This window comes from Nostoc sp. 106C (assembly GCF_002154725.1).
GTDB lineage: Bacteria > Cyanobacteriota > Cyanobacteriia > Cyanobacteriales > Nostocaceae > Aulosira.
In genome coordinates, this window is the sequence record NZ_MTAW01000088.1 from 1 (window position 1) to 25,014 (window position 25,014).

The following is a 25,014-nucleotide window of genomic DNA, read 5'->3' on the forward strand; positions in this document are numbered from 1 at the left end:
CCCCTTAATCCCCTCCCCCGAAGTTTGCTCAACGGGGGGGAACCCCCGCACGCAACTTCTCTCCGCAGGCGGGGAGGGGAAGTTTTGGCTTTAGACAAAACTGGGGTGGGGTGACGAGGATCGTAATGGTAGGTGAGTGAATACAAAATCACGTTTTAACAAGGGTTTCACGTTAAGTTGACACGTATGGGCACTGCCGTGACCTCTAGAATATTATTGATGTGTCGCAAACATTATTTGATTTGGTATAAGATAGTTGACCCAAACCTATGAAACTTTCAGCAAGCACCTCACCTGACATCCCTAACCACACCATCGTTGAGCAACTGTATCTAGGTACTCGAACCGCAGTATATCGAGCAGTGTAAACAACGACTCAGTGTCCGGTGGTGATTAAGGTGCTGCGGCGCGACTATCCGAGCACAACAAGCACAATTACAAATTATCCAAAGCGAAAAAATGTCCGCTTTAGGTAATCTTGTGGCTGGTGTCGCCCACGAAATTAATAACCCTGTTGGCTTTATCAATGGCAATATTCAACCAGCATACGCAGGCGTTCAAGATTTATTTAATTTGCTCAAACTTGATCAAGAAAAATTTATCAGTCCGGGTGAAGAAATAGAATCAGAAATCGCAAACATTGATTTAGAATACCTGCGAGAAGATTTACCAAGTTTAGCAATTAACACTAAACAGGCTTTACTGATTTGGGAAGACTATATTCAGAAATCATGAAAAAGCAGTATGGTCAGCACTCTTGCCAGGATTCCTGGATACAACGTAACTGAAGAAATCTACAATGGTTCGAGAACCTTGGTTTATCGAGGTTATCGACAGACTGATCGAAAACCTGTAGCGATTAAACTGCTGAAAAATCCTTATCCTTCGTTTAATGAACTAGTACAATTTCGCAATCAGTATACCATTGCCAAAAATCTGCACTCACCTCTAATAGTTCAAACTTATAGCATAGAACCTTACCAAAATGGCTATGCGTTGGTGATGGAAGACTTTGGAGGAATTTCGCTCAAAGAGTGGAGAGTAAGGGGAAATCTACAATCTCTACAAGAGTTTTTCGTTATAGCGATCGCCTTATGTGACACCTTAGATATTCTGTATCACAAACGCATTATTCATAAAGATATTAAACCCAGCAATATTTTAATTAATCCCGAAACCAAACAAGTTAAATTAATTGATTTTAGTATCGCCTCCTTGCTGCCAAAAGAAACGCAAACTTCGCTCAATCCGAATGTCTTAGAAGGGACACTAGCTTACATTTCTCCCGAACAAACTGGACGGATGAATCGAGGGATTGACTATCGCACAGACTTTTACTCGGTTGGTGTAACCTTCTATGAATTACTCACAGGAGAGTTACCATTTCAAGCTGATGACCCAATGGAATTAGTGCATTCTCATATTGCAAAAATGCCGCCTAATCCAGAAGCTAGGAGGCACACTTCGACTACGCTCAGTGACCAGGAGGCAGGAGGCAGGAGGGAAGAAATACCAAAAGTTTTATGCGATATTATCAGCAAGTTGATGGCGAAGAATGCAGAAGATCGCTATCAAAGTGCTTTGGGATTGAAGCATGACTTAGAACGATGTTTGCAGCAGTGGCAAGAAACTGGAAAAATTCAAGCTTTTGAATTGGGACAGCGCGACATTAGCGATCGCTCTCGCTCACCGATAATGTGGTGGAGTTCATGGCACTGCAATTACAAAAGTTACCCTCAGCCACCCAAGAAATGCTGAAGTTAGCTGCTTGTGTAGGTGCAAAATTCGATTTAGAAACATTGGCGATCGTTTCAGAAAAATCGCCAACCCATACCGCAGCAGCCTTGTGGCCAGCTTTGCAGGAAGGCTTAATTTTACCCACGAGTCAGATTTATAAGTTTTTTCAGACAGGGGAACAGCCCCAGACAGAAGATACAGTTAATCCGACCTATCGATTTTTGCACGATCGCGTCCAGCAAGCTGCCTATTCTTTAATTCCTGATAATCAGAAACAAGCAACTCACCTGCAAATGGGACAACTGTTCCAACAAAAGCTCTCCGAAGTAGACCGAGAAGACAAGCTATTTGATATTGTTGGGCATTTGAATTTAGGCATAGAGTTAATCGCGCAACCACAAGAACGGCAAGCTCTAGCACAACTGAACTTGAAAGCGGGAACTAAAGCTAGAAGCGCCACTGCCTATGCTGCTGCAAGGGTTTATTTGCAAACTGGGATAGCGTTACTTTTGCCAGACTGCTGGGAAACTCAGTATGAGTTGACGCTGAATCTGTATGTAGCTGCTGCCGAAGCCAGTTACTTGAATAGTGACTTTGAGGGTATGGAGCAGCTTGCTGCATTAGTTTTGCAGCAGGCACAGACGATTCTCGACAAAGTGAAAATCTACCAAATTCAAATCGCCGCACACACGGCTCGTAACCAAACATTGCAGGCGATCGCAGTCGGTGCAGAGGCACTGAAGCAATTGGGGGTAGAGTTCCCGACAAAACCAGACTCAGCCATGATTGGCAGTGCTTTACAGCAGATCAAAGAGCAACTCCAGGGGAGAGAAATTGCCGAACTGGTTGATTTACCCGCGATGAGCGACCCCAATGCTCAAGCCGCCATCCAACTGTTAGGAATGTTATTTTCAGCCGTGTACCAGGGGATGCCAGGATTACTGCCTCTGTTGGGCGCGACGATGGTGCGATTGTCGCTGGAGTTTGGTAATGCCCCCGCTTCAACGATTGGCTATGTGGCTCACAGCATGGTACTGTGTGCCTTTTTGGGCGAAGTCGAAACTGGCTATAAATTTGGTCGATTAGCACTCGCAGTGCTGGAGCGGTTGAATACTCAAAGCATGAAGTGCATCACTTTGGGGATGTTTGGGTTTTTTATTCAACCTCACCAGGAAGCGTTGCGGGCGGCACTTGTGACGTTGAAAGAGAGTTACAAGGCAGGTATGGAAACGGGCAATCTGCTCAGTGCAGGCTACGACATCGGAAGCTACTCCCATCTGGCTTTTTTCGCGGGTGTAGAACTAGATCTGTTGGAACCCGAATTAGCAGCTTACAGTGCTGCTATGGCTCAGATGAAAAATGATTCAGCGCGTTTTCTTTTGGATATGACGTGGCAAACGGTACAGAATTTGCGAGAAACAGTGAGCCAGAGCGATCGCCTAATTGGTACTGCCTATGATGAAACTGTGATGCTGCCCAAGCACCAGCAGGATAACGAACTGATGATGATTGTCGTTGCCTTTATCTTCAAACTGTTGCTTGCCTACTGCTTTGGTAATTATCCGGCGGCTGTGGATATCCTCACCCAACTTAAGCCCTGTTGGATGGTACTATCGGGAACGGTTTTTATTCCTATTTTCCATTTCTATGCGGCGCTGACGCACCTGGCACTGTTACCCACCCAGCCAGAGACAGAGCAAGCCCAACTGCTTACCCAGGCTACCACCCATCAAGCAGCTTTGCAGCAATGCGCGCACAATGCCCCGATGAATCACTTGCACAAATGGCATCTAGTGGAAGCAGAGCGATATCGGGTTTTGGGTAACAAAGCTGCTGCCATTGAGCATTATGACCAAGCGATCGCCCTGGCTCAAGAACACCAATTCATCCACGAAACAGCTTTAGCCAATGAACTGAGTGCTAAGTTCTATCTGGAATGGAAAAAAGAACGCATCGCCCAGGAATACATGACCCAAGCCTACTACGGCTATGCTCGCTGGGGAGCTAAAGCCAAAGTTGCAGACCTAGAACGCCGCTACCCGCAACTGCTGGCTGCGATCTTAAAGCAAGCTCACTCTGCCCTTTCTATCGACGAAACCGTCTTTGCTGTGGGAACCGTCACTTCCACCACTTCCTCCTCCAGTGTCTCCGATTCCCTCGACCTCTGCGCCATCCTCAAAGCTTCTCATGCCATTTCCAGTGAAATCGAACTGGAAAAGCTACTTTCATCGTTGCTTTCGATTGTCATTGAAAATGCGGGGGCGAATAAATGCGTGTTAATGCTCTTGCGAGACGATCGCCTGTTAATTAAAGGCTCAATTACCGAGGGTTCAAAGCCAGTTGTCTTGCAGCGTCTTCCCGTTGAAGATAGTCAGGAAATTCCCCACAGACTGATTTACAAAGTCAAGCATGACAAGCAAACTGCTGTGTTGGTAAATGCAAGTGCCGAGCCGACTTTAGCCAACGATCCGTATATCATTCGTCAACAGCCCAAGAGTATCTTGTGCAGCCCAATTTTGTATCAAGGTCAGTTGAAAGGCATTTTATATCTAGAAAATAATTTAGTTACGGGGGCGTTTACGAGCGATCGCGTTGAACTACTGAACTTAATCTGCGCTCAAGCGGCAATTTCCTTAGAAAATGCTCGACTTTACGAGCGATCGCAGAACTATGCTCAACAGTTAGAACAGTCTTTTAATGAACTTAGTGCTGCCCAGTCTCGCTTCCACAACTTAGTAGATAATGTGCCTGGAGTGGTTTATCAATTCCGCATGAGTGCTGATGGCATTACCTCACTGACTTATATCAGCGCCGACTGTTACACCCTATACGAAATCACCCCTGAGCAGGCTACTGCCAATGTAGGCTTTCTTACACAAATGGTGCATCCAGATGATCTAGCTTCTTTCCAGCAAACTTACACTGACACCGTTCAGACTTTATCTCCCTGGCGGTGGGAGGGGCGAATCGTTACCCCATCCGGAATCGTCAAGTGGATTCATGGCGAATCTAGAATTGAACAGCTTGCTGATGGCTCAGTTGTCTGGGATGGATTATTTTTAGATATTAGCGAACAGCAAGCTGCACTGCGTGAACGCAAAATCGCTGAACTTGCCTTGCAACAAAAATCCTTTGATTTAGAAAAAGCACTAACCGATCTACAAAACGCTCAATTACAAATGATCCAAAGTGAGAAAATGTCTGCTTTGGGTAACTTAGTTGCTGGTATTGCCCACGAAATGAATAATCCTTTGGGTTTTATTGCTGCCAGTATCAAACAAGCTAAACCCACCATTGCTGATATTTTTGAACACTTAAAACTCTATCAAGAAACTTTTCCCAACAAGAGTGCAGAAATCGAAGATCATGCTGACGAAATTGACTTAGAATATAGCTTCTCAGACTTACCAAAAATGCTTGATTCCATGACTTTGGCGTGCGACAGGCTCAAAAATATTAGCACTTCACTCCGTACTTTCTCCCGTGCTGATCGCGATTACAAAGTGCCGTTTAATATTCACGAAGGTATTGATAGCACCATTCTCATTCTTAAGCATCGTCTAAAAGCTAACGAACAACGTCCGGCTATCGAAGTTGTCACCAACTACGGTAATTTACCACAAATTGAATGTTTTCCTGGACAACTAAATCAAGTTTTTATGAATATTTTGGCTAATGCTATTGATGCCTTAGAGGAGTCGAATATTGGGCGCGATTTAGCAGATATTCAAGCCTTACCCAATCGCATTACTATTACCACTTCAATGACCGATCGTCTCGTCAAAATTGCCATTGCTGATAATGCTCAGGGGATGAGTGAAGAAGTCCAAGAAAAAATATTTGACCATTTATTTACTACAAAAGGAGTCGGTAAAGGCACGGGGTTGGGATTAGCGATCGCCAAGTCTATCATTCTAGAAAAACATGGTGGTAGCCTAGAAGTGCAGTCTGAGTTGGGTCAAGGTACTGAGTTCTGTATCCGCCTGCCGATTCATGTTTAATTGTCTGTGGTAATGCCGAAGAAGCGATCGCTTTTTCGGCATTACATCAAGGACAATCGCCTCTCCTATCCTTACACCATTCAATAGTTTTAAAAGCTATAGTGCTTATTTTGCATAGCTTGTAGCTTTTATTATTGCCATTCACTCAGGAGTCTAAAGTCCAAAATCAAAGGAAGACCTTTTACCCTTGACTATTAACCCAAATCGCAGTAGATAGCAGTACATATATTATGTACCATAGCTTGAGCGTGATATTGTGTTTGATGAATTTGACACTTTAGCGATCGCTATCCATGCAGTTCATCAAAAAACTCTTGACTTGGCCAAGAAGTATTTATTTTTTGCTCCCTATAATAATTATCGGTCTTTTTTGGAGCAATTTAGCGTCGGCGGCTGTAACAGTTAGTGGCATAGAGTTTATCGGACAAGCTACTCTCCCCAAAGGATTATATTTTCAAAAAACGCCCGTAGGAGGATTATCTGGAATTACCTACGACGCCCAAAAAGACCTTTATTATGCCATTTCTGATGACCGCAGTGAAAAAGCTCCTGCCCGTTTCTACACTCTCAAAATTGACCTCAGTAAAGGTTCACTGAAAAATGGTGGTGTTGTCCCTGTTGGTGTCACCACCCTATTAAATGAAAATGGTGACAAGTTTCCTCCCGATACCAGCGATACAGAAGGGATTGCTTTAACTAGCAAAAAAACGGTCTTCATTTCTTCTGAAGGTGATGTTAGGCAATTAATTAATCCTTTTATTCAAGAATTCTCCTTATCTACTGGTAAGGTAATCACAACACTACCCATACCAAACAAGTTTTTGCCCGATAACAATGGTCAGCATGGTATCCGCAACAATTTGGCTTTTGAAAGCCTTACCATCACACCTAACGACAAGAAACTCTTTACAGCTACCGAAAATGCTCTAATTCAAGATGGTGCAGCCGCTCAACCCAATACCAGCACTTCCTGCCGAATTTTACAATATAACTTGCTGACTAATCAGCCAGAAAAGGAATTCCTTTATCAAACTGAACCTATCTCGCCTTTTTTAAATTTTACTGGCAAGTTTGCTAGCGGTTTACCCGATTTAGTTGCCTTGGATAATCAAGGAAGTTTCCTGAGTTTAGAACGGTCTTTTACAGGTTTGGGATTTGCTATTTTCCTGTTCCAAGTTTCTTTAGAGGGTGCTGATGATATTCAGCAGATCGATAGCCTCTTAAATGTTAACTCCCAAACAATCAAACCTGTTCAGAAAAAACTGCTGTTAGATTTGAGAACTCAAGAGGTATTGCTAGATAACATTGAAGGCTTAACCCTTGGTCCTACATTACCTGATGGTCAACGCTCATTAATACTAGTAAGCGACAACAATTTTAATTCTCTGCAACGTACGCAAATACTAGCCTTTAAGTTGAAAATCGAATCGCCGCTCATCAGGCTCTTGCGTCGTCTCCTCCCTAATTTTAACCGCTAACTTCTACAAGACCAATCTACTAGATTAGAAGTATAATTAAGATTCTAAAATTTAATTTTAGTAAGTATTTCTACTTTTACCGTATATTCACTGAGGAAATTAGGCAAATGTATTATGTCGATTTGGGGATTCAGTGGAAATTCTCATACGGTTTCTATATTAAATATGTTACACCATGTTTAAGAACTGTTGCAGATAGGTTTGCCATAATTTTATTAAAAATTAAACAAGTTTTGTAGTAAATTTCACCTCATATAATTAACTCTCTAAAATTATTCATCTTGTTTATAGATAAAATAAAACTTTAAGGAGAGTTATTTTAATAACTTTCTGATTTTATTTTTAATAAATAATTTTATGGTGCAAAATCCGATTCCGAATCTAGTCAACGCCAAGACTGAATTAGATATTTATATTGGTAAATTCTTAAATAATCGCTATTTAATCCGAGATTTGATTGGCAAAGGCGGCATGGGTAGAGTTTACCTAGCAGAAGATGTTGCCAAAGGTGGGATGGCAGTTGCTGTCAAGATTCTCTCGCTTAGTTTGGGTAGTCAGCAAATGTCCCAACGCTTTGCTAGAGAAATTTTTATTGGTGCTCAATTAGGACGGAAAAGTAAAAATATTGTCCGGGTATTTAGTTATGGTGTAACTGAGGAAAATATTCCCTTTTATGTGATGGAATATCTCCAAGGTAAAAATCTCAAACGTATCCTCAAAAATCAAACATTACCACTAACAAAACTTTTAGATATTTGCAATCAAATTTGCTTAGGCTTACAGTGCGCACATCAAGGTATTATTCTTAAAGGAGAAAACTTTCCTATTGTTCATAGAGATATTAAGCCCGAAAATATTTTCCTGATAGAAGATACTAAAAAAGAGAATGTAGTCAAGATTCTTGATTTTGGCATTGCCAAATTTTTAACAGAGCGCAGTGGAATGACTCTGACTGATTCTTTTATAGGTAGTTTACCTTACTGTTCTCCAGAACACATGGAAGGACGTAAACTATTGGATGTGCGTTCTGATATCTACAGTTTAGGAATACTAATGTTTGAAATGCTAGCTGGAAAGCATCCATTTCAAGCCACAACTAACTCTTTTGGTAGCTGGTATCAAGCACATCACTTCCAAACTCCACCTGCATTTGGGGAAGTCAATCCACAATTAGTTATACCCCAAACATTGCAGAAATTAGTGATGAGTTGTTTAGCCAAGGAAGTAAGCGATCGCCCACAAAATATTAAAGAAATATTAGAAACTTTAGAACAAGTAAAATTGCAAATTGAGCGTAGTGCTGCTATTAGTATTAGCGAAGAGTTGCAATCACCTACACTACAAATAGTACCTGTAACATCATTATCCGAAAAAGAGTGTTTACAGAAGACTTGGCCTAAGAATAGACCAATTGCACCAATTGGTTTTCCTTATTTATTACACACATTCCAGGGAACTATCCCAACTTTTTGGGCTATGTTACCTCAACAAGAAATTACAAAATTTTTAGATAAAACACATAGCACAGAATTTGTGGCTAAAATGAATATCTATCCAATGGTTTTATGGATAACAGCATTATATAATTCCCAAATTTCCCAAACAAAGTGGCTTTCTTGTTTCTTAGACATGAATGATAGCCGAGGGCAAAAAATAATCCGAAGTTTAGCAGAAGTTGGCTATTATCATTTGTTATTTTTTTCCATAGAAGAACCACATAATTGCACTCATGTAATGACATTGACTCTGACTGCTAGCCAACGTCAGCAACTAACAGATTGGTTAGCAATGAATCCGACATCCCAGGAATTTATTTCTACTAAACAAGCAAAAATTATTTTAAAGGCAGAGTATGAAAGGCTAAAAACAGGAATAGTACGCAAATTAATAGCTACACCAGAGAAGAAAGAAATACGTTTAAAAGCTTGGGCATTTAAAATATATTATTATTTTATCCAAGTTATCTTGCGCCGTTAAATCTTAACCGAATATATTGATAAGGCTGAATATTACTAAATTATCTTATTTTAAATATGTTAATCTTTAGATTGAAATTGGAGAGTATTTAGAGGTCGTAAAAGTGAACCAAAGCTCATTTGCATCTCCACAGAATACAGGGTTACTTGTCAATCGTTATAAATTGATCAAGTTAATTGGCAACGGAGGCATGGGCAAGGTTTTTTTAGCGAATGACATTTTGCTAGGAGGAATACCAGTTGCGATCAAATTCCTCACGCAAACTGTCTCAGATGCAAAGATGCAAAAAGATTTCGCTAGAGAAGCTCTAATGAGCGCAGCTTTGAGCCAAAAAAGTATACATATAGTGAGAGCGTATGATTATGGCGTAAGTGAAAAAGGTAACCCATTTTACGTCATGGAATATTTATCTGGCAAATGCTTAAAGGAATTAATTCCTGTAAACTTACCAATGTTTATGACTTTGATACGTCAGATTTTTTTGGGCTTACAGTGTGCTCATCAAGGCATAAACATGGACGGCAATATTTATCCGCTAGTTCATAGAGATATTAAGCCAGCTAATATATTAGTTATTCCCGATCCCATATTAGGTCAGTTAGTAAAAATCCTAGATTTTGGGATTGCTAAGTTTTTAAATTATGCGACAACCATAAGTACTAATAAAGGTTTTCATGGCACATTACCCTATTGTTCGCCAGAGCAACTAGAGGGAGGAGATTTAGATAGTCGCTCTGACATTTATAGCCTAGGGGTGATGATGTTTGAAATGCTCACAGGTGAAAAACCTTGGGAACCAGAAACCGATCACTTTGGTGCCTGGTATAAAGCACATCACTTTGAAGCACCAAAGGCGATCGCACAGGTTAAACCCAATCTGCAATTGCCACGAGAGTTAAATGATTTAATTATGACTTGTCTAGAGAAACAAGCCAGCGATCGCCCACAAAATATGGCTCAACTGCTGCAAGTCTTAGAAAATATTAATCGGTCTAATTATCTCAGCTTGCCCACAAATGTGAGGATACCAGAAGTGGGCAGTAATGTCCAAGCAGAATCCGTCAATGCCAATTCCTCAAATTTTTCCCTGAGATCTGAGTTACCTGTAGCTTTAGAACAAACTTGTTGGAAACTTACGTGGCCGGAAAATAAACCAATTCAGGAAATAGTTTTTCCCCAACTTCTAGATACCGAACCACAACCAGTGGCATCAATATGGCTGATGTTATCAAAACAAGAGATCAAACAACGTGCCCTTTCTGTACGTTACAACGAATTTCTCTTCATCACATCTCCTCACCCTATGCTGCTGTGGCTGACAGTCCTGTACAATCGCAAACTCGGTCCCAAGTGGCTACCCTGCTACCTCGATATGCAGAACCCACAAAATCATCAATTGCTGTCTTCGTTGGCGGAAAATGAACGCTACCCTTTAATTTTATTTACTCTCGAATCACCTCACTCCTGTGCTGGAGTGATCAGCAGTTACATAGATCCCACGAAGCGACAAATGTTTAAAACTTGGGTCAAAAAAAGTCAAAGCCTACCACCCTCTTCTCAAGCCCAATTGAGCAAAAACATATTAAAGCAGCAGTATCGGCAAATGCAATCTCAAATACAGCAGCATCTAGCATCAATACCGCAGGCTGTAGCATCAGGCGTTTTGGGATGACTGAATCGGAAAGGGAGGAGAAAAGAAATAGGACAAGGAAGAAATAGCCAAGAACAAAGGGTTATTGACTTCTAAATTTCTCACTCCTAGATACTTGACAAGCCGGAAAAAAATGTACATAATAGCAAAGTTGCCAATTAAGGGACTGTAGTTCAATTGGTTAGAGCACCGCCCTGTCACGGCGGAAGTTGCGGGTTCGAGCCCCGTCAGTCCCGTAGAAGTTAATGAGTTAGCAGTGCTGAGTTCCGAGAAGAGCGGTGCAAGAAGAAGTGATTTTCAATGTTGACTTGAGAATTTCCTTTTACCATACCCCATTGAGCGATCGCCTAAAACTCGGTATTCAGGGCTTGTTATATTAATCATGCTTTGAGAAAGAGAGAAAGAACTGTGACTGTTAGAGTCCGTATTGCTCCAAGTCCCACGGGAAATTTACATATTGGTACAGCCAGAACTGCTGTGTTTAACTGGCTATTTGCCCGCCACCACGGCGGAAAGTTTATCCTGCGAATTGAAGATACAGACCTAGAGCGATCGCGTCCCGAATATACAGAGAATATCCTCGAAGGGCTGCGCTGGTTGGGGCTAAACTGGGATGAAGGCCCATTTTTTCAATCTCAACGCCTAGACCTCTACAAACAAGCAGTAGAAAAACTGCTAGAGCAAGGGTTAGCCTATCGCTGCTATACAACTTCTGAAGAACTAGAAGCTTTACGGGAAACCCAAAAAGCTAAAGGGGAAGCACCGCGCTATGACAACCGTCACCGCAACCTTACTCCAGAACAAGAAGCCGCTTTCAAAGCTGAAGGCCGTAACTTTGTGATTCGTTTCAAAATCGAAGATGAGCGTGAGATTGTCTGGCATGACCTAGTAAGAGGAAAAATGTCTTGGCGAGGAAGCGATCTTGGTGGTGATATGGTCATCGCTCGCGCTTCCGAAGCAGGTGTTGGTCAACCACTGTACAACTTTGTAGTTGTCGTTGATGACATCGATATGCAAATCACCCATGTCATCCGGGGAGAAGACCATATAGCCAACACAGCCAAGCAAATTCTCCTCTACGAAGCTTTGGGGGCGAAAATACCAGAGTTTGCCCACTCACCGCTAATTTTGAATATGGAAGGGCGCAAACTCTCTAAGCGGGATGGCGTTACTTCCATTTCCGAGTTCAAAAAATTAGGCTTCACTTCTGAAGGTTTAGTTAATTACATGACTTTGTTGGGTTGGTCGCCACCAGACTCTACTCAGGAAATATTTACTTTAGAAGCCGCAGCTAAAGAATTCAGCTTTGAGCGTGTCAATAAAGCAGGTGCAAAGTTTGACTGGGCAAAATTGGATTGGTTAAACAGTCAGTACATCCACAGTACCCCAGTAGATAAGCTGACAGATCTACTTATACCTTATTGGGAAGAAGCAGGCTTTAAATTTGATGGCGGACGAGATCGCCCTTGGTTAGAGCAACTAGTAGCTTTAATCGGCCCTAGCCTGACACGGCTCAAAGATGCTGTGGAGCAGAGCCAACTGTTCTTTACCGATACTGTTGAATTTAGCGAAGAAGCCACTAAACAGTTGCAGCAAGAAGGTTCGGCTGCTGTTCTCCAAGGCATTCTTACAGCTTTGGAAAATCAACCGCAATTACCAGAAGCTACTGCGCAAGAAATTATTAAGCAGGTGGTAAAAGCCCAAAATGTCAAGAAAGGATTGGTAATGCGATCGCTTCGAGTCGCCTTAACTGGAGATGTTCATGGTCCCGACTTAATCCAATCCTGGTTACTACTCAACCAAATTGGTTTAGATCGCTCACGTTTGAGTAGAACCATAACAGCAGGCAGTTAGCTCTCAGTCTTTGGGAATATTTTAGATTTTTAGAGGCGCACCTAGGTGCGCCTCTATTGATAATAAAAGCAGCCACAAGAATTGTGAGCCTTGGCACCAACTACAAGCCCAGTTCCTGGGAAACTAAATCAATCCTTCGGAGTGCATCTTCCAAAAGTAGTTAATTCTTCTATTTTTGGGAACTTGGTGTGTAAAATTCATGTCATCAACTCCACTTAGATAACCATGTAATTAAAATGCCGAAAAGCGCGCTCAATAGAGGGATCAGATTATCATTAGTGGTATTTACACTCTTCGTCACATCGAGCACTCATGCCGGAGCAGATGTGCCACCAACACCACCAATATTTGGAGATGCCACCATCGGCAAGAATTTTTCCCCAGATCCCTTTACTGTTAGGGGTATGAGTGGCGGCTCAGTTCCAGGGAACCAAGTTGGCAAGAGAACGGAAACTGCCACTGGCCCATGTACTGGATTTGTTGATGAAGCACCAGACCATAAATTGGAATTAACAAATAAATTTGACTATCTGAAGTTGCAAGTGCAAAGTCCTGAAGATACTACGCTCATAGTCAAGGGACCTGGTGGTACATGGTGCAATGACGAGTTTGATGGTAAAAATCCTGGCATAGTTGGGGAATGGCTTCCAGGAACTTATCAAATTTGGGTTGGTTCTTATGTTAAAGGCAAGTATTTCCCTTACACTCTCCAAATTACAGAAGTTAAATGAGATACCTGCATCCAATACATCAATTTCAGCAGTAGGATTTCATCAGCCAAAATCGGGCATTCACAATAGGATAGAGGGATAGAGAAACAGCAATAACTTAGAAAGCAAGCTTTGAGAATGCTTCCTAATCATGAGTTTCTCTAATCCTCGTTTCTTTTGTGGGCAATTTTGTATTAAAATTAAGTTAACTTTAATTAAGATTCGTGCTGTCGTTATAAATTTGCTGTAATGACCTTAGAGCTTGTATGGCGATGCACGTAAAACATCAGATTAAACAAAATGGATTTATCCAGATCCGTTTCCCAGCGATTCAGCAACCAAGAAAGGATGAATGATGACAAAAAAGTTTTGAATTCCAAGATTAAACGCCCTCTGGGGAGCGTAGCCAAAAGCTAGCGCCGCTGGCAGGGTAAGTTAGGTTGAAAAATTTTATACTTTTTACTCCACTCTCATCCTGAAATTAACAGAGTGATTGCATCATTTGGTTGCTAAAGCTGATGAGTTGTATTGGCATCTAGAGGCAGATTAAGATGAAATTTTCTTGGAAAGTCCTATTACTATGGACATTGCCTGCTTTGGTAATTGGCTTTTTCTTTTGGCAAGGGGCATTTGCTAGCGCTCCTGCTGACATGACTAAGAATGCAGCCAATACCCGCATGACCTATGGTCGCTTTCTGGAATACTTAGACGCTAATCGCGTTAGTAGTGTAGATCTTTATGAAGGCGGCAGAACAGCAATTGTTGAAGCCGTAGATCAAGACATCGAAAATCGTGTTCAACGGTGGCGGGTGGATCTGCCTGTTAACGCGCCTGAGTTAATTAGCAAGCTTAAAGAAAAAGGAATTAGTTTTGATGCCCACCCCATGCGCAATGATGGAGCCATTTGGGGATTGTTGGGCAATCTCGTTTTTCCAATATTATTGATTACTGGATTGTTCTTTTTGTTCCGTCGCTCTAGTAACCTCCCTGGCGGGCCTGGTCAAGCGATGAACTTCGGCAAGTCTAAAGCTCGCTTTCAAATGGAAGCAAAAACCGGAGTTAAATTTGACGACGTAGCAGGTATTGAAGAAGCTAAAGAGGAATTACAAGAAGTTGTCACCTTCCTCAAACAGCCAGAAAGATTTACTGCTGTAGGCGCGCGCATTCCCAAAGGAGTGCTGTTAGTTGGGCCTCCCGGAACTGGTAAAACTTTATTAGCAAAAGCGATCGCCGGGGAAGCTGGTGTACCTTTCTTTAGCATTTCCGGTTCGGAATTTGTGGAAATGTTCGTGGGTGTGGGTGCGTCTCGTGTACGTGACCTATTCAAAAAAGCCAAAGACAACGCCCCCTGTATCATCTTTATCGATGAAATTGACGCCGTAGGTAGACAACGGGGTGCTGGTATCGGTGGTGGTAACGATGAGAGAGAACAAACCCTCAACCAACTACTCACCGAAATGGATGGTTTTGAAGGTAACACAGGCATCATTATTATTGCAGCCACCAACCGTCCCGATGTATTAGACTCAGCATTGTTGCGTCCCGGACGCTTTGACCGCCAAGTGACCGTTGATGCACCAGATATCAAAGGACGTTTGGAAATCTTACAAGTCCACGCCCGCAATAAGAAACTTGACCCCAGCGTATCCTTAGAAGCGATCGCACGCCGCACACCTGGTTTCACTGGTGCAGATTTAGCCAACTTACTCAACGAAGCCGCTATTCTTACCGCCAGAAGACGCAAAGAAGGAATTACTCTCAACGAAATTGATGATGCGGTAGATCGGGTAGTCGCAGGGATGGAAGGAACTCCCTTGGTTGACAGCAAGAGCAAGCGCTTAATTGCTTACCACGAAGTTGGACACGCTTTGGTGGGAACTGTATTAAAAGATCATGACCCAGTACAAAAAGTTACCCTTATCCCTCGCGGACAAGCACAAGGTTTAACTTGGTTTACTCCCAACGAAGAACAGGGGTTGATTTCCCGTTCCCAACTGAAAGCGCGGATTACTGGTGCTTTGGGTGGACGCGCTGCGGAAGAAGTAATTTTTGGACCTGCGGAAGTTACCACTGGTGCAGGTGGCGACTTACAACAGTTGTCGGGTATGGCTAGGCAAATGGTTACCCGGTTCGGGATGTCAAATTTAGGCCCCCTATCTCTGGAAAGCCAGCAGGGAGAAGTCTTCTTGGGTCGTGACTGGACAACCAGATCTGAGTATTCCGAAGCGATCGCATCGCGTATCGATGGTCAAGTTAGAGCGATCGTCGAAGATTGCTATCAAACAGCCAAGAAAATTATTCGTGAAAATCGTAGCGTCACCGATCGTTTAGTTGATCTGCTGATCGAAAAAGAAACCATTGACGGCGCAGAATTTCGTCAAATTGTGGCTGAGTACACAGACGTACCTGAGAAAGCTCAGTATGTACCACAGCTATAATTACTGATTTAAACATCTTAAGATGGGTATGGTTAAAGAACTATACCCATTTTTATTTTTTGTATTGATAAAATACTAAATATTTAGTTGGTAGCAGGGAACACTAAGCATAGTTAAGGTTTTGTTACTGCTATGCAATACCTGCTTTACCCGATCGCAATCTACGTTTTACTGCTTTTTATCCGCTATTTCATTACCTTTTTACAGCTTTGCAAGTCTCAATTTCAATATCCAAAATACCAAATTACACAAGCTGATACAGTTCCTACTTACCTGAGAGATTTATTTCAAACTCCAATTAGAGAACTTGAACAATTAGGCTTTAAACCATTTAGCTATTTGCGCTATCAACCAGTTGTAAAAGTTTATCAGCAAACAAATTGGGAAATTCTCTTATATAACAAAGCGCTTAAAAGCTACGCCACAGTAGTTGTGCGTCGTTTAGTTGAACCTGTTAATTTATTTGATATAGAGTTTTATACCTTCTTTAAAGAGAAAACATTGTTGCTGACTATTAACGGTAAAGCACATGGAGTGATAGGAGAAATTCCTAACACAATTGTTCAAGATGTTTATACAGATCGAGTATCGGTGCAATGGCAAACTCACCAAGATAAACTCAAACAATTAACTTCTAGTAAAACCCCCTGTGGTTTGCTACCAGAGGCTTTTGCTAAGGCACTACAGATATACATGAGTAATTATGTCAGTTTCCTAGCCAAAGCAGGACATCTATCACCAATTAAAGGAACAGAGTTATTTCAGCTACATTGGCTAACGGCTCTGAAAACAGTCAACCCGATGATCCAAGGTGGTAGTAAAGCCGCAACTATCATCAAGCAACGCAGACAAAAAGCTAAAACTGATTCCAGTATCTCTAGAGAAATCCCGATAGAACTGGAAGTTGAGGGCTTTCAACAAATGCAATACTTGCAACAGGGTCTAGTAGGGAAAAAATTTCGCGCCTGGCTATTGTTGGGCAGTCTAGTGCTGTTTATCGCCAGCTATACTCACTACCTCTCCGCCCTAAGTGTTGGGATTTTTATCAGTGTACTCCTGTTCCATGAAGGTGGACACTTATTAGCGATGAAACTGTTTGGTTACCGTGACACCTCTGTTTTATTCATACCGTTTTTAGGAGCTTTAGCAACTGCCCGCAAAGATGACGCCACACTTACGCAAAAATTTTGGATATCCCTAGCAGGCCCATTACCAGGGTTAATTTTGGGGATTGGGTTGGCAATCCTTGCCCCTCCGAATAGTGGCTATCCTAGTTGGGTGCGAGAAGCAAGCTGGACGCTAATTTTTCTGAATTTATTCAACTTGCTGCCAGTATATCCATTGGATGGCGGACAAATTGCTGATTTACTGCTGTTTTCCCGCTTTCCTTACATTGGAGTTTTATTTAAGCTAATTGGCGTTATGATCTTGGGGCTGATCGGGAAAGACCGACCAGAGATGCTGTTATTTGTATTTTTGATAACTTTGAGTATCCCTCACAGTTTTCGCAGTGCCAAAGTGAATGCCAAATTACAGAAAGAATTACAGCAAAACCCACCCACAGATCGAGATAATCTCCTACATGCCATATTCAAATACTTGAAGCAGTTCGGATATGGAAACTTGCCCTTCAGTACTAAATACACTCTGGTGAAGGAGTTAATTCAACGGCATTACGAATCGCGTGGCAAGTGGAAAACTAGATTGTTACTTGTTATTGTCTACTGTGTGAGCTTGTTAGGCGGAATAGCTGGTAGTGTACAAGCAATCATTCCTAGTTGGGTCAGCTTTTTACCTTATTATTTTGAAAATCCGCAACAAAGACGTGAACGTGTCATAAAAAATAGGCAACAAGCAGTTGAGGAGGCGACTGCTGCTTTGCGTTCAAATCCTAATGATGTTAATGCTTATATAAAACGATCGCGGGCCCATCTTGCCTTACGTAACTATCAAGGAGCGCTAGCAGATTATGACCAAGTGGTACGCCTACAACCTCATGATATTGAATCTCGCATGACTCGTGCCAATTTTCGCCGCAGGTTAAAGAATTATCAAGGTGCGATTCAAGATTACAATCAGGCCTTACGCCTTGATCCTAAAAATATCAATGTCTATCAGCTAAGAGCGCGAGTGCGTGATGAGATGCAAGACTACAAAGGTGCGATCGCTGATTACAACGAAATGATTAAATTAGATGCCAAAGATACATGGGCTTACATCTCTCGTGGATATGTGCGTCAAAAGCTACAGGATTACAAAGGCGCGATCGCAGATGCTGACTATGTAATCAAGCTAAATTCTAAAAACCCTGAGGCTTATGTTTTGCGCAGTCAAGTCCGTCATCATATGGGAGATACTCAAGGAGCGATCGCAGATCAACAAAAAGCAGATACTCTTTATAAAGCTATGGATGAGGAAGATCCAACTAATAAAGTTTGATATTTTTGGCGTTGCTGAATTACAAGTCTAACTGCGCGACAATTTCAAATCTCCCTCAGAAGCGATCGCCTCAAAGCAAGAATCCATTTCAACAAATAATTCCCAGTAATCTCGCTTGCACAATCCCAATATCCTTTCAATTACCATAGTTTCCAATTGAGAAATGCGCTTACCTTTCCAAAGTGTGTCAGCCAGAGCAACAAGTAGTTCTTCAAAAGAGCATTCCATCGCTTCCCATTGAGCATGAGAACGACAGCAGCGTGCAAGACTTGGCTCAACTCCATGAGCAATTAAAAGCTCCTCACCTGCGAGTTCATGATTATTTCCTTTTGCAGTCAGTTCCTCCGGATAGAGAATTTTACCTGCATCATGGAACGCGACACCTAAGCGAACAAAATCTTCGTTAAATGAAACGGATAGTTGATGAAGTTTTGCAATCAACAAATCAGCAGCTTCACCAACCAATGTCACATGACGAATTAGCTTTGATGATGCTCCCAGTTGTCGCAGAAATTTGTAAGCATCATGCACTGTTGGGAAATCTTTGATTTGGCTACTCATTCAGCTTCATCCAGTATAGCGATCGCTAGTTTAGTTTAAGCTTGGAATTTGACTTTTATGGCTGTACCAGTTGCGACTTTCAAGCTGACTTTTCTATCAAAGAGTAAGGTTGGATTAACACATCTGCCGGAATTCCTAATTGCTGATGCAAAAGACGAATCATATCCAACGTTAGAGGCTGTTGTCGATTCAAAATCTCCGAAATCTGCACTTGAGTACCAATTACAGCCTCTAAATCATGCTGAGACAACCCACGAGATTCGAGATAATATAAAATCGCTGCAATCGGATCTGGTGGTTCGATTGGGTAATGCTTTTGCTCGTATGCTTCCACAAGCGTAGTTAAAACTTCCAAGCGGTCATACTCTGGCGTATTTACTTTCGCATTAAACAGTCTTTCAATTTCAGCAAGCGCAGCATGATAATCAGCTTCGGTTCGGATGGGACGGGGTTCAAGCATATATAATTACTGCCTCAAATACTTGTCGCATCTACGTTATCGTATTCTTGATGCGTTCCAATAAAACAAATAAAAATAATTTTAATCTCATAACGAACATGAACAATTAAGCGGTAATCATTGCCTTTAATATTAAAAACAACACGATTATTAGCAAGAATACTGGCATTGCGATAGATGCTTTTGATATCTGCTGGACTGTCCCATTCGGCACGAGATGCTTCATCAAACCAAGCTTTTAATGGCTGTTCGGCATCTGGATATGCTTCCCAGAACTTTCGTAAAGTACTACGGGCAATGATTCGCATAATGAGATTATAATTACTCCGACTATGAGAGTAAATCCTCTAAAGTTGCAAATCCCGTGTATGCATGAGGTAACCCTACCCTGCGGGTTATCCGTTGGGCGTAGCCCTTCTCGTAGAGTAGGAGTACGACTACGCTCATACGTGTCAACTTAACGTGAAACCCTTGTTAAAACGTGATTTTGTATTCACTCACCTACCATTACGATCCTCGTCACCCCACCCCAGTTTTGTCTAAAGCCAAAACTTCCCCTCCCCGCAGGCGGAGAGAAGTTGCGTGCGGGGGTTCCCCCCCGTTGAGCAAACTTCGGGGGAGGGGATTAAGGGGTGGGGTAAAACGTATGTGGGATAAGCGTTTGAGCTTAAGTTGACACCAATGGACTACGCTCGGCGTAACCCTGAGCGTAGTCGAGGCGTAATTTCTACTTCAGCCCCAAAATGTTCTAAGAATGTCATCATAGTTAAGGTAAAACATTCTGGAGATAAAGCTACGGTTTACGCACGTCCTTTAGCACGGTTAATTGAGCAATTGCAACGCCTACCGGGAGTTGGGCCGAAGTCAGCCCAGCGATTGGCTTTGCATATTTTGAAGCGACCAGAAACGGAAGTAGAGGCTTTGGCACAAGCTCTGATTGATGCTAAAAAACAGGTGGGCTTGTGTTCTGTCTGCTTTCATTTATCTGCTGAACCAGTTTGTGAAATCTGCCGCAATCCTAACCGTGATATCAATACTATCTGTGTGGTGGCGGATTCTCGTGATGTGATTGCACTGGAAAAAACCCGCGAGTTTAAAGGTAAGTATCACGTTTTGGGTGGGGTGATTTCGCCAATGGATGGTATTGGCCCAGAACAGTTGACTGTTCAAGCTTTAGTGCGGCGGGTAAGTCAACAAAAACCCCAGGAAGTGATTTTGGCAATTAGTCCCAGTGTCGAAGGGGAAACGACGACACTATATATTGGTCAGCTATTAAAACCATTTACTAAGGTGACGCGGATTGCCTTTGGTTTGCCTGTGGGTGGGGATTTGGAGTACGCTGACGAGGTGACTTTGGCAAGGGCGTTGGAAGGGCGGCGAGAGTTGGATTAGGGGAAGGGACAAGGAGGATTGAGGTTTCGATTTTTTTATTCAGGCGATCGCGCTCAGATGATGGAAAAAGACGATGCAATTCAATTGCAGGGTGATGTATTAATATAGCAAGGCAATGCGATCGCATACAATGTTCCCGCGTCTTCCCTACCGCCATTCGCCTTGCAACGTAAAAGCTGCCCATTCATAAGGGCTGCGCCCCTCTTGCCATAACTTGCTTTGCGCTGCACGCAAAGCTTGGGCTGGAGTTTTACCTTGCTGCAACATCTGTTTGTAAAATTCCTGCATCAATACTGATGTGCCTTCGTCGCTAACTTGCCACAGTGACACCACAACCCGCGCTGCGCCTGCATACATTAACCCGCGTGTTAAACCAACTAATCCCTCACCATTGACGTTTTTACCTAGTCCAGTTTCGCAAGCACTCAAGACAATTAGCTCGGCTGGGTAATCTTGGTTAAACAAATCTTCCAAGCGCAAGTAGCCACTGATGGGATTGCCTTTTTTATCAACTAATGACAGTACAATCCCTGATAGCTCTGGTTGGTCAGAATTGACAAAACCGTGAGTAGCAAAATGTAAAATGCGGAATTGACTGAGGGTGCTGCTGGTTGCCCAGTTGTAATTAGCATCAAAATTCACGGCTTCCAAGGTGTTTGCTGCTGGTATCAGCTTTAATATTTCTTTGGCTTCTGTTGCAGTATTTTTTAACCTATCCCAACCATTGCGTTTCAGGCTTCTGGCGGAACGCTCCAGTGCAGAACGCTCGAGGTCAAGGTTTGAGCCGAGTGAGGATTTTTCGGGTTTAGCTGTCACTCGCTCATCGGTAGCACTATATACTGGATCAGCGAGGATAGCTAAAGCTTTCGGTGCTGGATGTCGCTTGGCGAGTTGTTGGCGTTGAAAGGCAATAGTTGAAGCTGAGGGTAAATTGACAATTTCATGATTTACCATTAATGGTTGGTATTTATTTGCACTTATGTCAGCCAACGCTGCAAAAGGAATGGTCTGTAATGCACCATCAGCAACAATTACTAAACGCTTTCGGGCTAGTTTATCAACAACAGGTGTAAGGATGAGTTGAGTAAGTTTTTTTGCCCTTGAGATCGATAAATCGCTAGCTGTTCCTGCTTGCAAGCTTGAATGAAATTTTGTGGCAACTTCTTCTATCTCTTTGCGTGGCGGGAGTGTGTAAGCTTGCATCGATGTGGGAGTGACAGCCCACAAATAACTATGTTCATCTCCCAAAGAATACTGCAATAGTAGGGTGTCTTTATCGAGTTGTTGCTGAATTTGGGGTAATTTGAGAATGTCCTTTTCCGGGTCTGGGTTTGTCAATTTTGCATATACTGGGTTGCTAGTACGAATTTTTGCTTGTATTTCTTGGTATTGTGCCAGGAGATTTGTAATTTCTGTAGTTAGTTTTTGAATAGATGCTTGAGTTTTTGGAGTGTTATTACTTGCTGATGTTTGTAAATTGCGCCGCAGTGTATCTTTAGCATCAATTTGCTGTCGTAAATTACGTTCTTGTGCTACTGATTGTGGGTTTGCACCTTTAAAAATTTTGGCATGAGCCTCGTTTAACAATTCTATGAGGCTGCGAGCGCGGGAGCGTTCGCTGTAGTGCAGAGCTAATGCATCGTATCCTTGGGACGGTTCTTTTTTGTGCAGTTCCATCAGCAAGTCGATGTAGAATTTGTAAAGATGCTGCTTGGTAGCGAAGTAAGAACTTCGGAGTTCTTTGCTGTCAATTTTGGTGCGTAATTCTTCAATAATTTTGATAGCTGCTTCTACATTGGTGCGGGCTGCTTGCAAGTTACCACGACTGCGTTCTAAGTAAGCGATGTTACCAAGAGTAGTAGTTTCCCCACTCTTGTCACCCACCGTGCGAGACAACGGGAGAGCAGAGTTGAAATATTCCAAAGCTTTCTGCTTTTCCCCTAAATTGTCATAAAGATAGCCGATATTATTCAACGTAATAGCTTCACCACGTCTATCGCCCACTGCACGCCTCAGTAGGAGAGCAGAGTTGTAAGATTCCAAAGCTTTCTGTTTTTTCCCTAGAGTGTCGTAAACATAACCGATAGCAGTCAAGGTAGTAGCTTCTCCATGTCTATCGCCCACCGCACGCCGCAGTGGCAGTGCAGAGTTGAAATATTCCAAAGCTTTCTGCTTTTTCCCTAAATCGTCGTAAACTCCCCCAATGTTATTGAGGGTAATAGCTTCGCCACCTCTGTCACCTACTACACGACGCAGTGGGAGAGCAGAGTTGAAATATTCCAAAGCTTTCTGCTTTTCCCCTAAATCGTTGTAAACGTCTCCAATATTACTCAACGTAGAAGCTTCCCCGCGTCTATCGCCCACTGCACGTCGCAGTGAGAGTGCGCTGTTGAAATATTCCAAAGCCTTCTGCTTTTCTTCTAAATTGTTGTAAACTGCACCGATATTATGTAAAGTTGCAGCTTCCCCAAGCTTGTCACCTACTGTCCGCAGTAGTGAGAGTGCATTGTTAAAATATTCTAAAGCTTTTTGCTTTTCCCATAAATCTGCGTAAACTATCCCGATATTAGCTAAGGTAACAGCTTCTCCACCCTTGTCGCTCACCGCACGCTGGATTGGGAGAGCAGAGTTGAAATATTCTAAAGCTTTTTGCTTTTCCCATAAGTCGTTGTAAACTAGCCCGATGTTAGTTAAGATATTGGCCTCGCCACCCTTGTCGCTCACTGCACGCTGGATTGGAAGTGCACTATTGAAATATTCCAAAGCTTTTTGTTTTTCTCCTAAATGGGAGTAAACTAAGCCGATATAAGTTAATGTATTAGCCTCCCCACGTCTGTCACCGACTGCACGCCGCAGTGGGAGAGCAGAGTTGAAATATTCCAAAGCTTTTTGCTTTTCCCCTAAATCTGAGTAAACTGCACCGATATGATTGAGAGTAAGAGCTTCTCCACGCCTATCGCCCACCGCACGATACATTGGAAGAGTACTGTTGAAATATTCCAAAGCTTTTTGCTTTTCCCCTAAATCTGAGTAAATTTGCCCGATATTAGTTAAGGTATCAGCTTCCCCATCCTTGTCACCAAATGTACGCACCAGTGGGAGTGCATTATTGAAATATTCCAAAGCTTTTTGCTTTTTCCCTAAATCGGAGTAAACTCCGCCGATGTGAGTTAAGGTACTAGCTTCCCCTCTTTTGTCGCCCATCGCACGTCGCAGTGAGAGTGCATTGTTGTAATATTCCAAAGCTTTTTGCTTTTCCCCTAAATTGTCGTAAACTCCGCCGATGTAAGTTAAGGTATTAGCTTCCCCTCTTTTGTCGCCCATCGCACGTCGCAGTGAGAGTGCATTGTTGTAATATTCCAAAGCTTTTTGCTTTTCCCCTAAATTGTCGTAAACTCCGCCGATGTAAGTTAAGGTATTAGCTTCCCCTCTTTTGTCGCCCATCGCACGTCGCAGTGAGAGTGCATTGTTGTAATATTCCAAAGCTTTTTGCTTTTCCCCTAAATCGTCGTAAACTCCTGCGATATTAGTTAAGGTATTAGCTTCCCCACTCTTGTTGCCGATCGCACGCCGCAGTGAGAGTGCATTGTTGTAATATTCCAAAGCTTTTTGCTCTTCCCCCAAATTGTCGTAAACTGCGCCGATATTATTGAGAGTAAGAGCTTCGCCACCCTTGTCACCCGCCGCACGCCGTAGTGGGAGTGCATTGTTGAAATATTCTAAAGCTTTTTGCTTTTCCCCTAAATCTAAGTAGACCCCGCCGATATTGGTTAAAGAATTAGCTTCGCCACCCTTGTCACCCACCGCACGCCGCAGTGAGAGCGCACTGTTGTAATATTCCAAAGCTTTTTGCTCTTCCCCTAGATCGTCGTAAACGGCACCGATATTATTTAACGTAGTAGCTTGCCATTTTTGATCCCCTGCTTTCTGCCACAATACCAGCGCTACTTGCAATTTTTCTATTGCCTGTCTTAGTGATTCTGCTGTACCTTGTTGATAGAGTGCCATCCCTTCTTCATAGGCTTTTGCTGCTGGACTTTGAGTTGCATCTTGCTGGTTTGTAGTTGGCTGCTGTGCGATTTGTGTCTGTTTGAGCGTGGCTTTTGCTCTGACTGACTCGGATAATAGAACTACACTCAGCAAGCAGATTAAACAGTAAAACTTAAATTTAGGTTTTAGATATGTAAAAAAATCGCTTTTTATGGTTTTATTATTCATAGTCTAGTATTAATTATGTACAGCAACATTACTAACACATCAATGCAGTTGCAGAGATAAATCTGTCAAAATATATACTTATTAGATGGAATTTAGTT

At 42.5% G+C, this 25,014-nt stretch carries 15 protein-coding genes and 1 tRNA gene; 12 read left to right on the plus strand and 4 right to left on the minus strand.

Features of this window, described 5'->3' with window-relative positions; translation table 11 throughout:
- Positions 1 to 459: 459 nt before the first annotated feature.
- From BV375_RS09980 to BV375_RS10025, 11 genes are all read left to right on the plus strand, one after another.
- Positions 460 to 735 (plus strand): histidine kinase dimerization/phospho-acceptor domain-containing protein, encoded by a 276-nt coding sequence (locus BV375_RS09980; protein WP_086759941.1) that lies wholly within the window; start codon positions 460 to 462, stop codon positions 733 to 735.
- A 9-nt stretch (positions 736 to 744) separates the two neighbouring features.
- On the plus strand, positions 745 to 1,758 hold the full coding sequence (locus BV375_RS38085) for a serine/threonine-protein kinase (RefSeq protein WP_243713900.1): 1,014 nt from the start codon (positions 745 to 747) through the stop codon (positions 1,756 to 1,758).
- A gap of 1,946 nt (positions 1,759 to 3,704) precedes the next feature.
- The gene (locus BV375_RS38090; protein WP_243713901.1) at positions 3,705 to 5,738 is read left to right on the plus strand and encodes a GAF domain-containing sensor histidine kinase; all 2,034 of its coding nucleotides are present in this window, start codon (positions 3,705 to 3,707) and stop codon (positions 5,736 to 5,738) included.
- A gap of 293 nt (positions 5,739 to 6,031) precedes the next feature.
- Positions 6,032 to 7,216: an esterase-like activity of phytase family protein gene (locus BV375_RS09990; RefSeq protein ID WP_086759943.1), complete on the plus strand. Its 1,185-nt coding sequence runs from the start codon at positions 6,032 to 6,034 to the stop codon at positions 7,214 to 7,216.
- 357 nt (positions 7,217 to 7,573) lie between these two features.
- On the plus strand, positions 7,574 to 9,193 hold the full coding sequence (locus BV375_RS09995; RefSeq protein ID WP_086759945.1) for a serine/threonine-protein kinase: 1,620 nt from the start codon (positions 7,574 to 7,576) through the stop codon (positions 9,191 to 9,193).
- 103 nt (positions 9,194 to 9,296) lie between these two features.
- Positions 9,297 to 10,865 (plus strand): serine/threonine-protein kinase, encoded by a 1,569-nt coding sequence (locus BV375_RS10000; protein WP_086759947.1) that lies wholly within the window; start codon positions 9,297 to 9,299, stop codon positions 10,863 to 10,865.
- A gap of 141 nt (positions 10,866 to 11,006) precedes the next feature.
- Positions 11,007 to 11,080, plus strand: a tRNA-Asp gene (locus BV375_RS10005).
- Between the two features lie 172 nt (positions 11,081 to 11,252).
- The gene (gltX, locus tag BV375_RS10010) at positions 11,253 to 12,698 is read left to right on the plus strand and encodes a glutamate--tRNA ligase (RefSeq protein ID WP_086759949.1); all 1,446 of its coding nucleotides are present in this window, start codon (positions 11,253 to 11,255) and stop codon (positions 12,696 to 12,698) included.
- Between the two features lie 236 nt (positions 12,699 to 12,934).
- Complete coding sequence (locus BV375_RS10015) at positions 12,935 to 13,429, plus strand: hypothetical protein (RefSeq protein WP_086759951.1); 495 nt, start codon at positions 12,935 to 12,937, stop codon at positions 13,427 to 13,429.
- Positions 13,430 to 13,959: 530 nt separating this feature from the next.
- The gene (gene ftsH2, locus BV375_RS10020) at positions 13,960 to 15,846 is read left to right on the plus strand and encodes an ATP-dependent zinc metalloprotease FtsH2 (RefSeq protein ID WP_086759953.1); all 1,887 of its coding nucleotides are present in this window, start codon (positions 13,960 to 13,962) and stop codon (positions 15,844 to 15,846) included.
- Positions 15,847 to 15,978: 132 nt separating this feature from the next.
- Positions 15,979 to 18,285: a site-2 protease family protein gene (locus tag BV375_RS10025; RefSeq protein ID WP_086759955.1), complete on the plus strand. Its 2,307-nt coding sequence runs from the start codon at positions 15,979 to 15,981 to the stop codon at positions 18,283 to 18,285.
- A 27-nt stretch (positions 18,286 to 18,312) separates the two neighbouring features.
- On the opposite strand, the gene BV375_RS10030 is transcribed toward BV375_RS10025, so the two are convergent.
- The 3 genes from BV375_RS10030 to BV375_RS10040 all read right to left on the minus strand — a co-directional run bounded on the left by BV375_RS10030 (position 18,313) and on the right by BV375_RS10040 (position 19,614).
- Entirely contained in the window at positions 18,313 to 18,846 is a 534-nt protein-coding gene (locus tag BV375_RS10030) for an HD domain-containing protein (protein WP_086759957.1), read from the minus strand.
- Positions 18,847 to 18,925: 79 nt separating this feature from the next.
- On the minus strand, positions 18,926 to 19,306 hold the full coding sequence (locus BV375_RS10035; protein WP_086759959.1) for a helix-turn-helix domain-containing protein: 381 nt from the start codon (positions 19,304 to 19,306) through the stop codon (positions 18,926 to 18,928).
- A 14-nt stretch (positions 19,307 to 19,320) separates the two neighbouring features.
- On the minus strand, positions 19,321 to 19,614 hold the full coding sequence (locus tag BV375_RS10040) for a type II toxin-antitoxin system HigB family toxin (protein WP_086759961.1): 294 nt from the start codon (positions 19,612 to 19,614) through the stop codon (positions 19,321 to 19,323).
- Positions 19,615 to 19,987: 373 nt separating this feature from the next.
- Here BV375_RS10040 and recR point away from each other — a divergent pair, with 373 nt between their 5' ends.
- Positions 19,988 to 20,698 (plus strand): recombination mediator RecR, encoded by a 711-nt coding sequence (recR, locus tag BV375_RS10045; RefSeq protein ID WP_279432920.1) that lies wholly within the window; start codon positions 19,988 to 19,990, stop codon positions 20,696 to 20,698.
- A gap of 147 nt (positions 20,699 to 20,845) precedes the next feature.
- Here recR and BV375_RS10050 read toward each other — a convergent pair whose 3' ends face one another.
- On the minus strand, positions 20,846 to 24,916 hold the full coding sequence (locus tag BV375_RS10050; protein WP_086759964.1) for a tetratricopeptide repeat protein: 4,071 nt from the start codon (positions 24,914 to 24,916) through the stop codon (positions 20,846 to 20,848).
- Positions 24,917 to 25,014 lie beyond the last annotated feature (98 nt).

Excerpts from the sequence above, each read along its gene's own strand:
- BV375_RS09980 (WP_086759941.1), top strand. The coding sequence starts at position 460 with ATGTCCGCTTTAGGTAATCTTGTGGCTGGTGTCGCCCACGAAATTAAT.
- BV375_RS38085 (WP_243713900.1), top strand. The coding sequence starts at position 745 with ATGGTCAGCACTCTTGCCAGGATTCCTGGATACAACGTAACTGAAGAA.
- BV375_RS38090 (WP_243713901.1), top strand. The coding sequence starts at position 3,705 with ATGACCCAAGCCTACTACGGCTATGCTCGCTGGGGAGCTAAAGCCAAA.
- BV375_RS09990 (WP_086759943.1), top strand. The coding sequence starts at position 6,032 with ATGCAGTTCATCAAAAAACTCTTGACTTGGCCAAGAAGTATTTATTTT.
- BV375_RS09995 (WP_086759945.1), top strand. The coding sequence starts at position 7,574 with ATGGTGCAAAATCCGATTCCGAATCTAGTCAACGCCAAGACTGAATTA.
- BV375_RS10015 (WP_086759951.1), top strand. The coding sequence starts at position 12,935 with ATGCCGAAAAGCGCGCTCAATAGAGGGATCAGATTATCATTAGTGGTA.
- ftsH2 (WP_086759953.1), top strand. The coding sequence starts at position 13,960 with ATGAAATTTTCTTGGAAAGTCCTATTACTATGGACATTGCCTGCTTTG.
- BV375_RS10025 (WP_086759955.1), top strand. The coding sequence starts at position 15,979 with ATGCAATACCTGCTTTACCCGATCGCAATCTACGTTTTACTGCTTTTT.
- BV375_RS10030 (WP_086759957.1), bottom strand. The coding sequence starts at position 18,846 with ATGAGTAGCCAAATCAAAGATTTCCCAACAGTGCATGATGCTTACAAA.
- BV375_RS10035 (WP_086759959.1), bottom strand. The coding sequence starts at position 19,306 with ATGCTTGAACCCCGTCCCATCCGAACCGAAGCTGATTATCATGCTGCG.
- BV375_RS10040 (WP_086759961.1), bottom strand. The coding sequence starts at position 19,614 with ATGCGAATCATTGCCCGTAGTACTTTACGAAAGTTCTGGGAAGCATAT.
- recR (WP_279432920.1), top strand. The coding sequence starts at position 19,988 with ATGGACTACGCTCGGCGTAACCCTGAGCGTAGTCGAGGCGTAATTTCT.
- BV375_RS10050 (WP_086759964.1), bottom strand. The coding sequence starts at position 24,916 with ATGAATAATAAAACCATAAAAAGCGATTTTTTTACATATCTAAAACCT.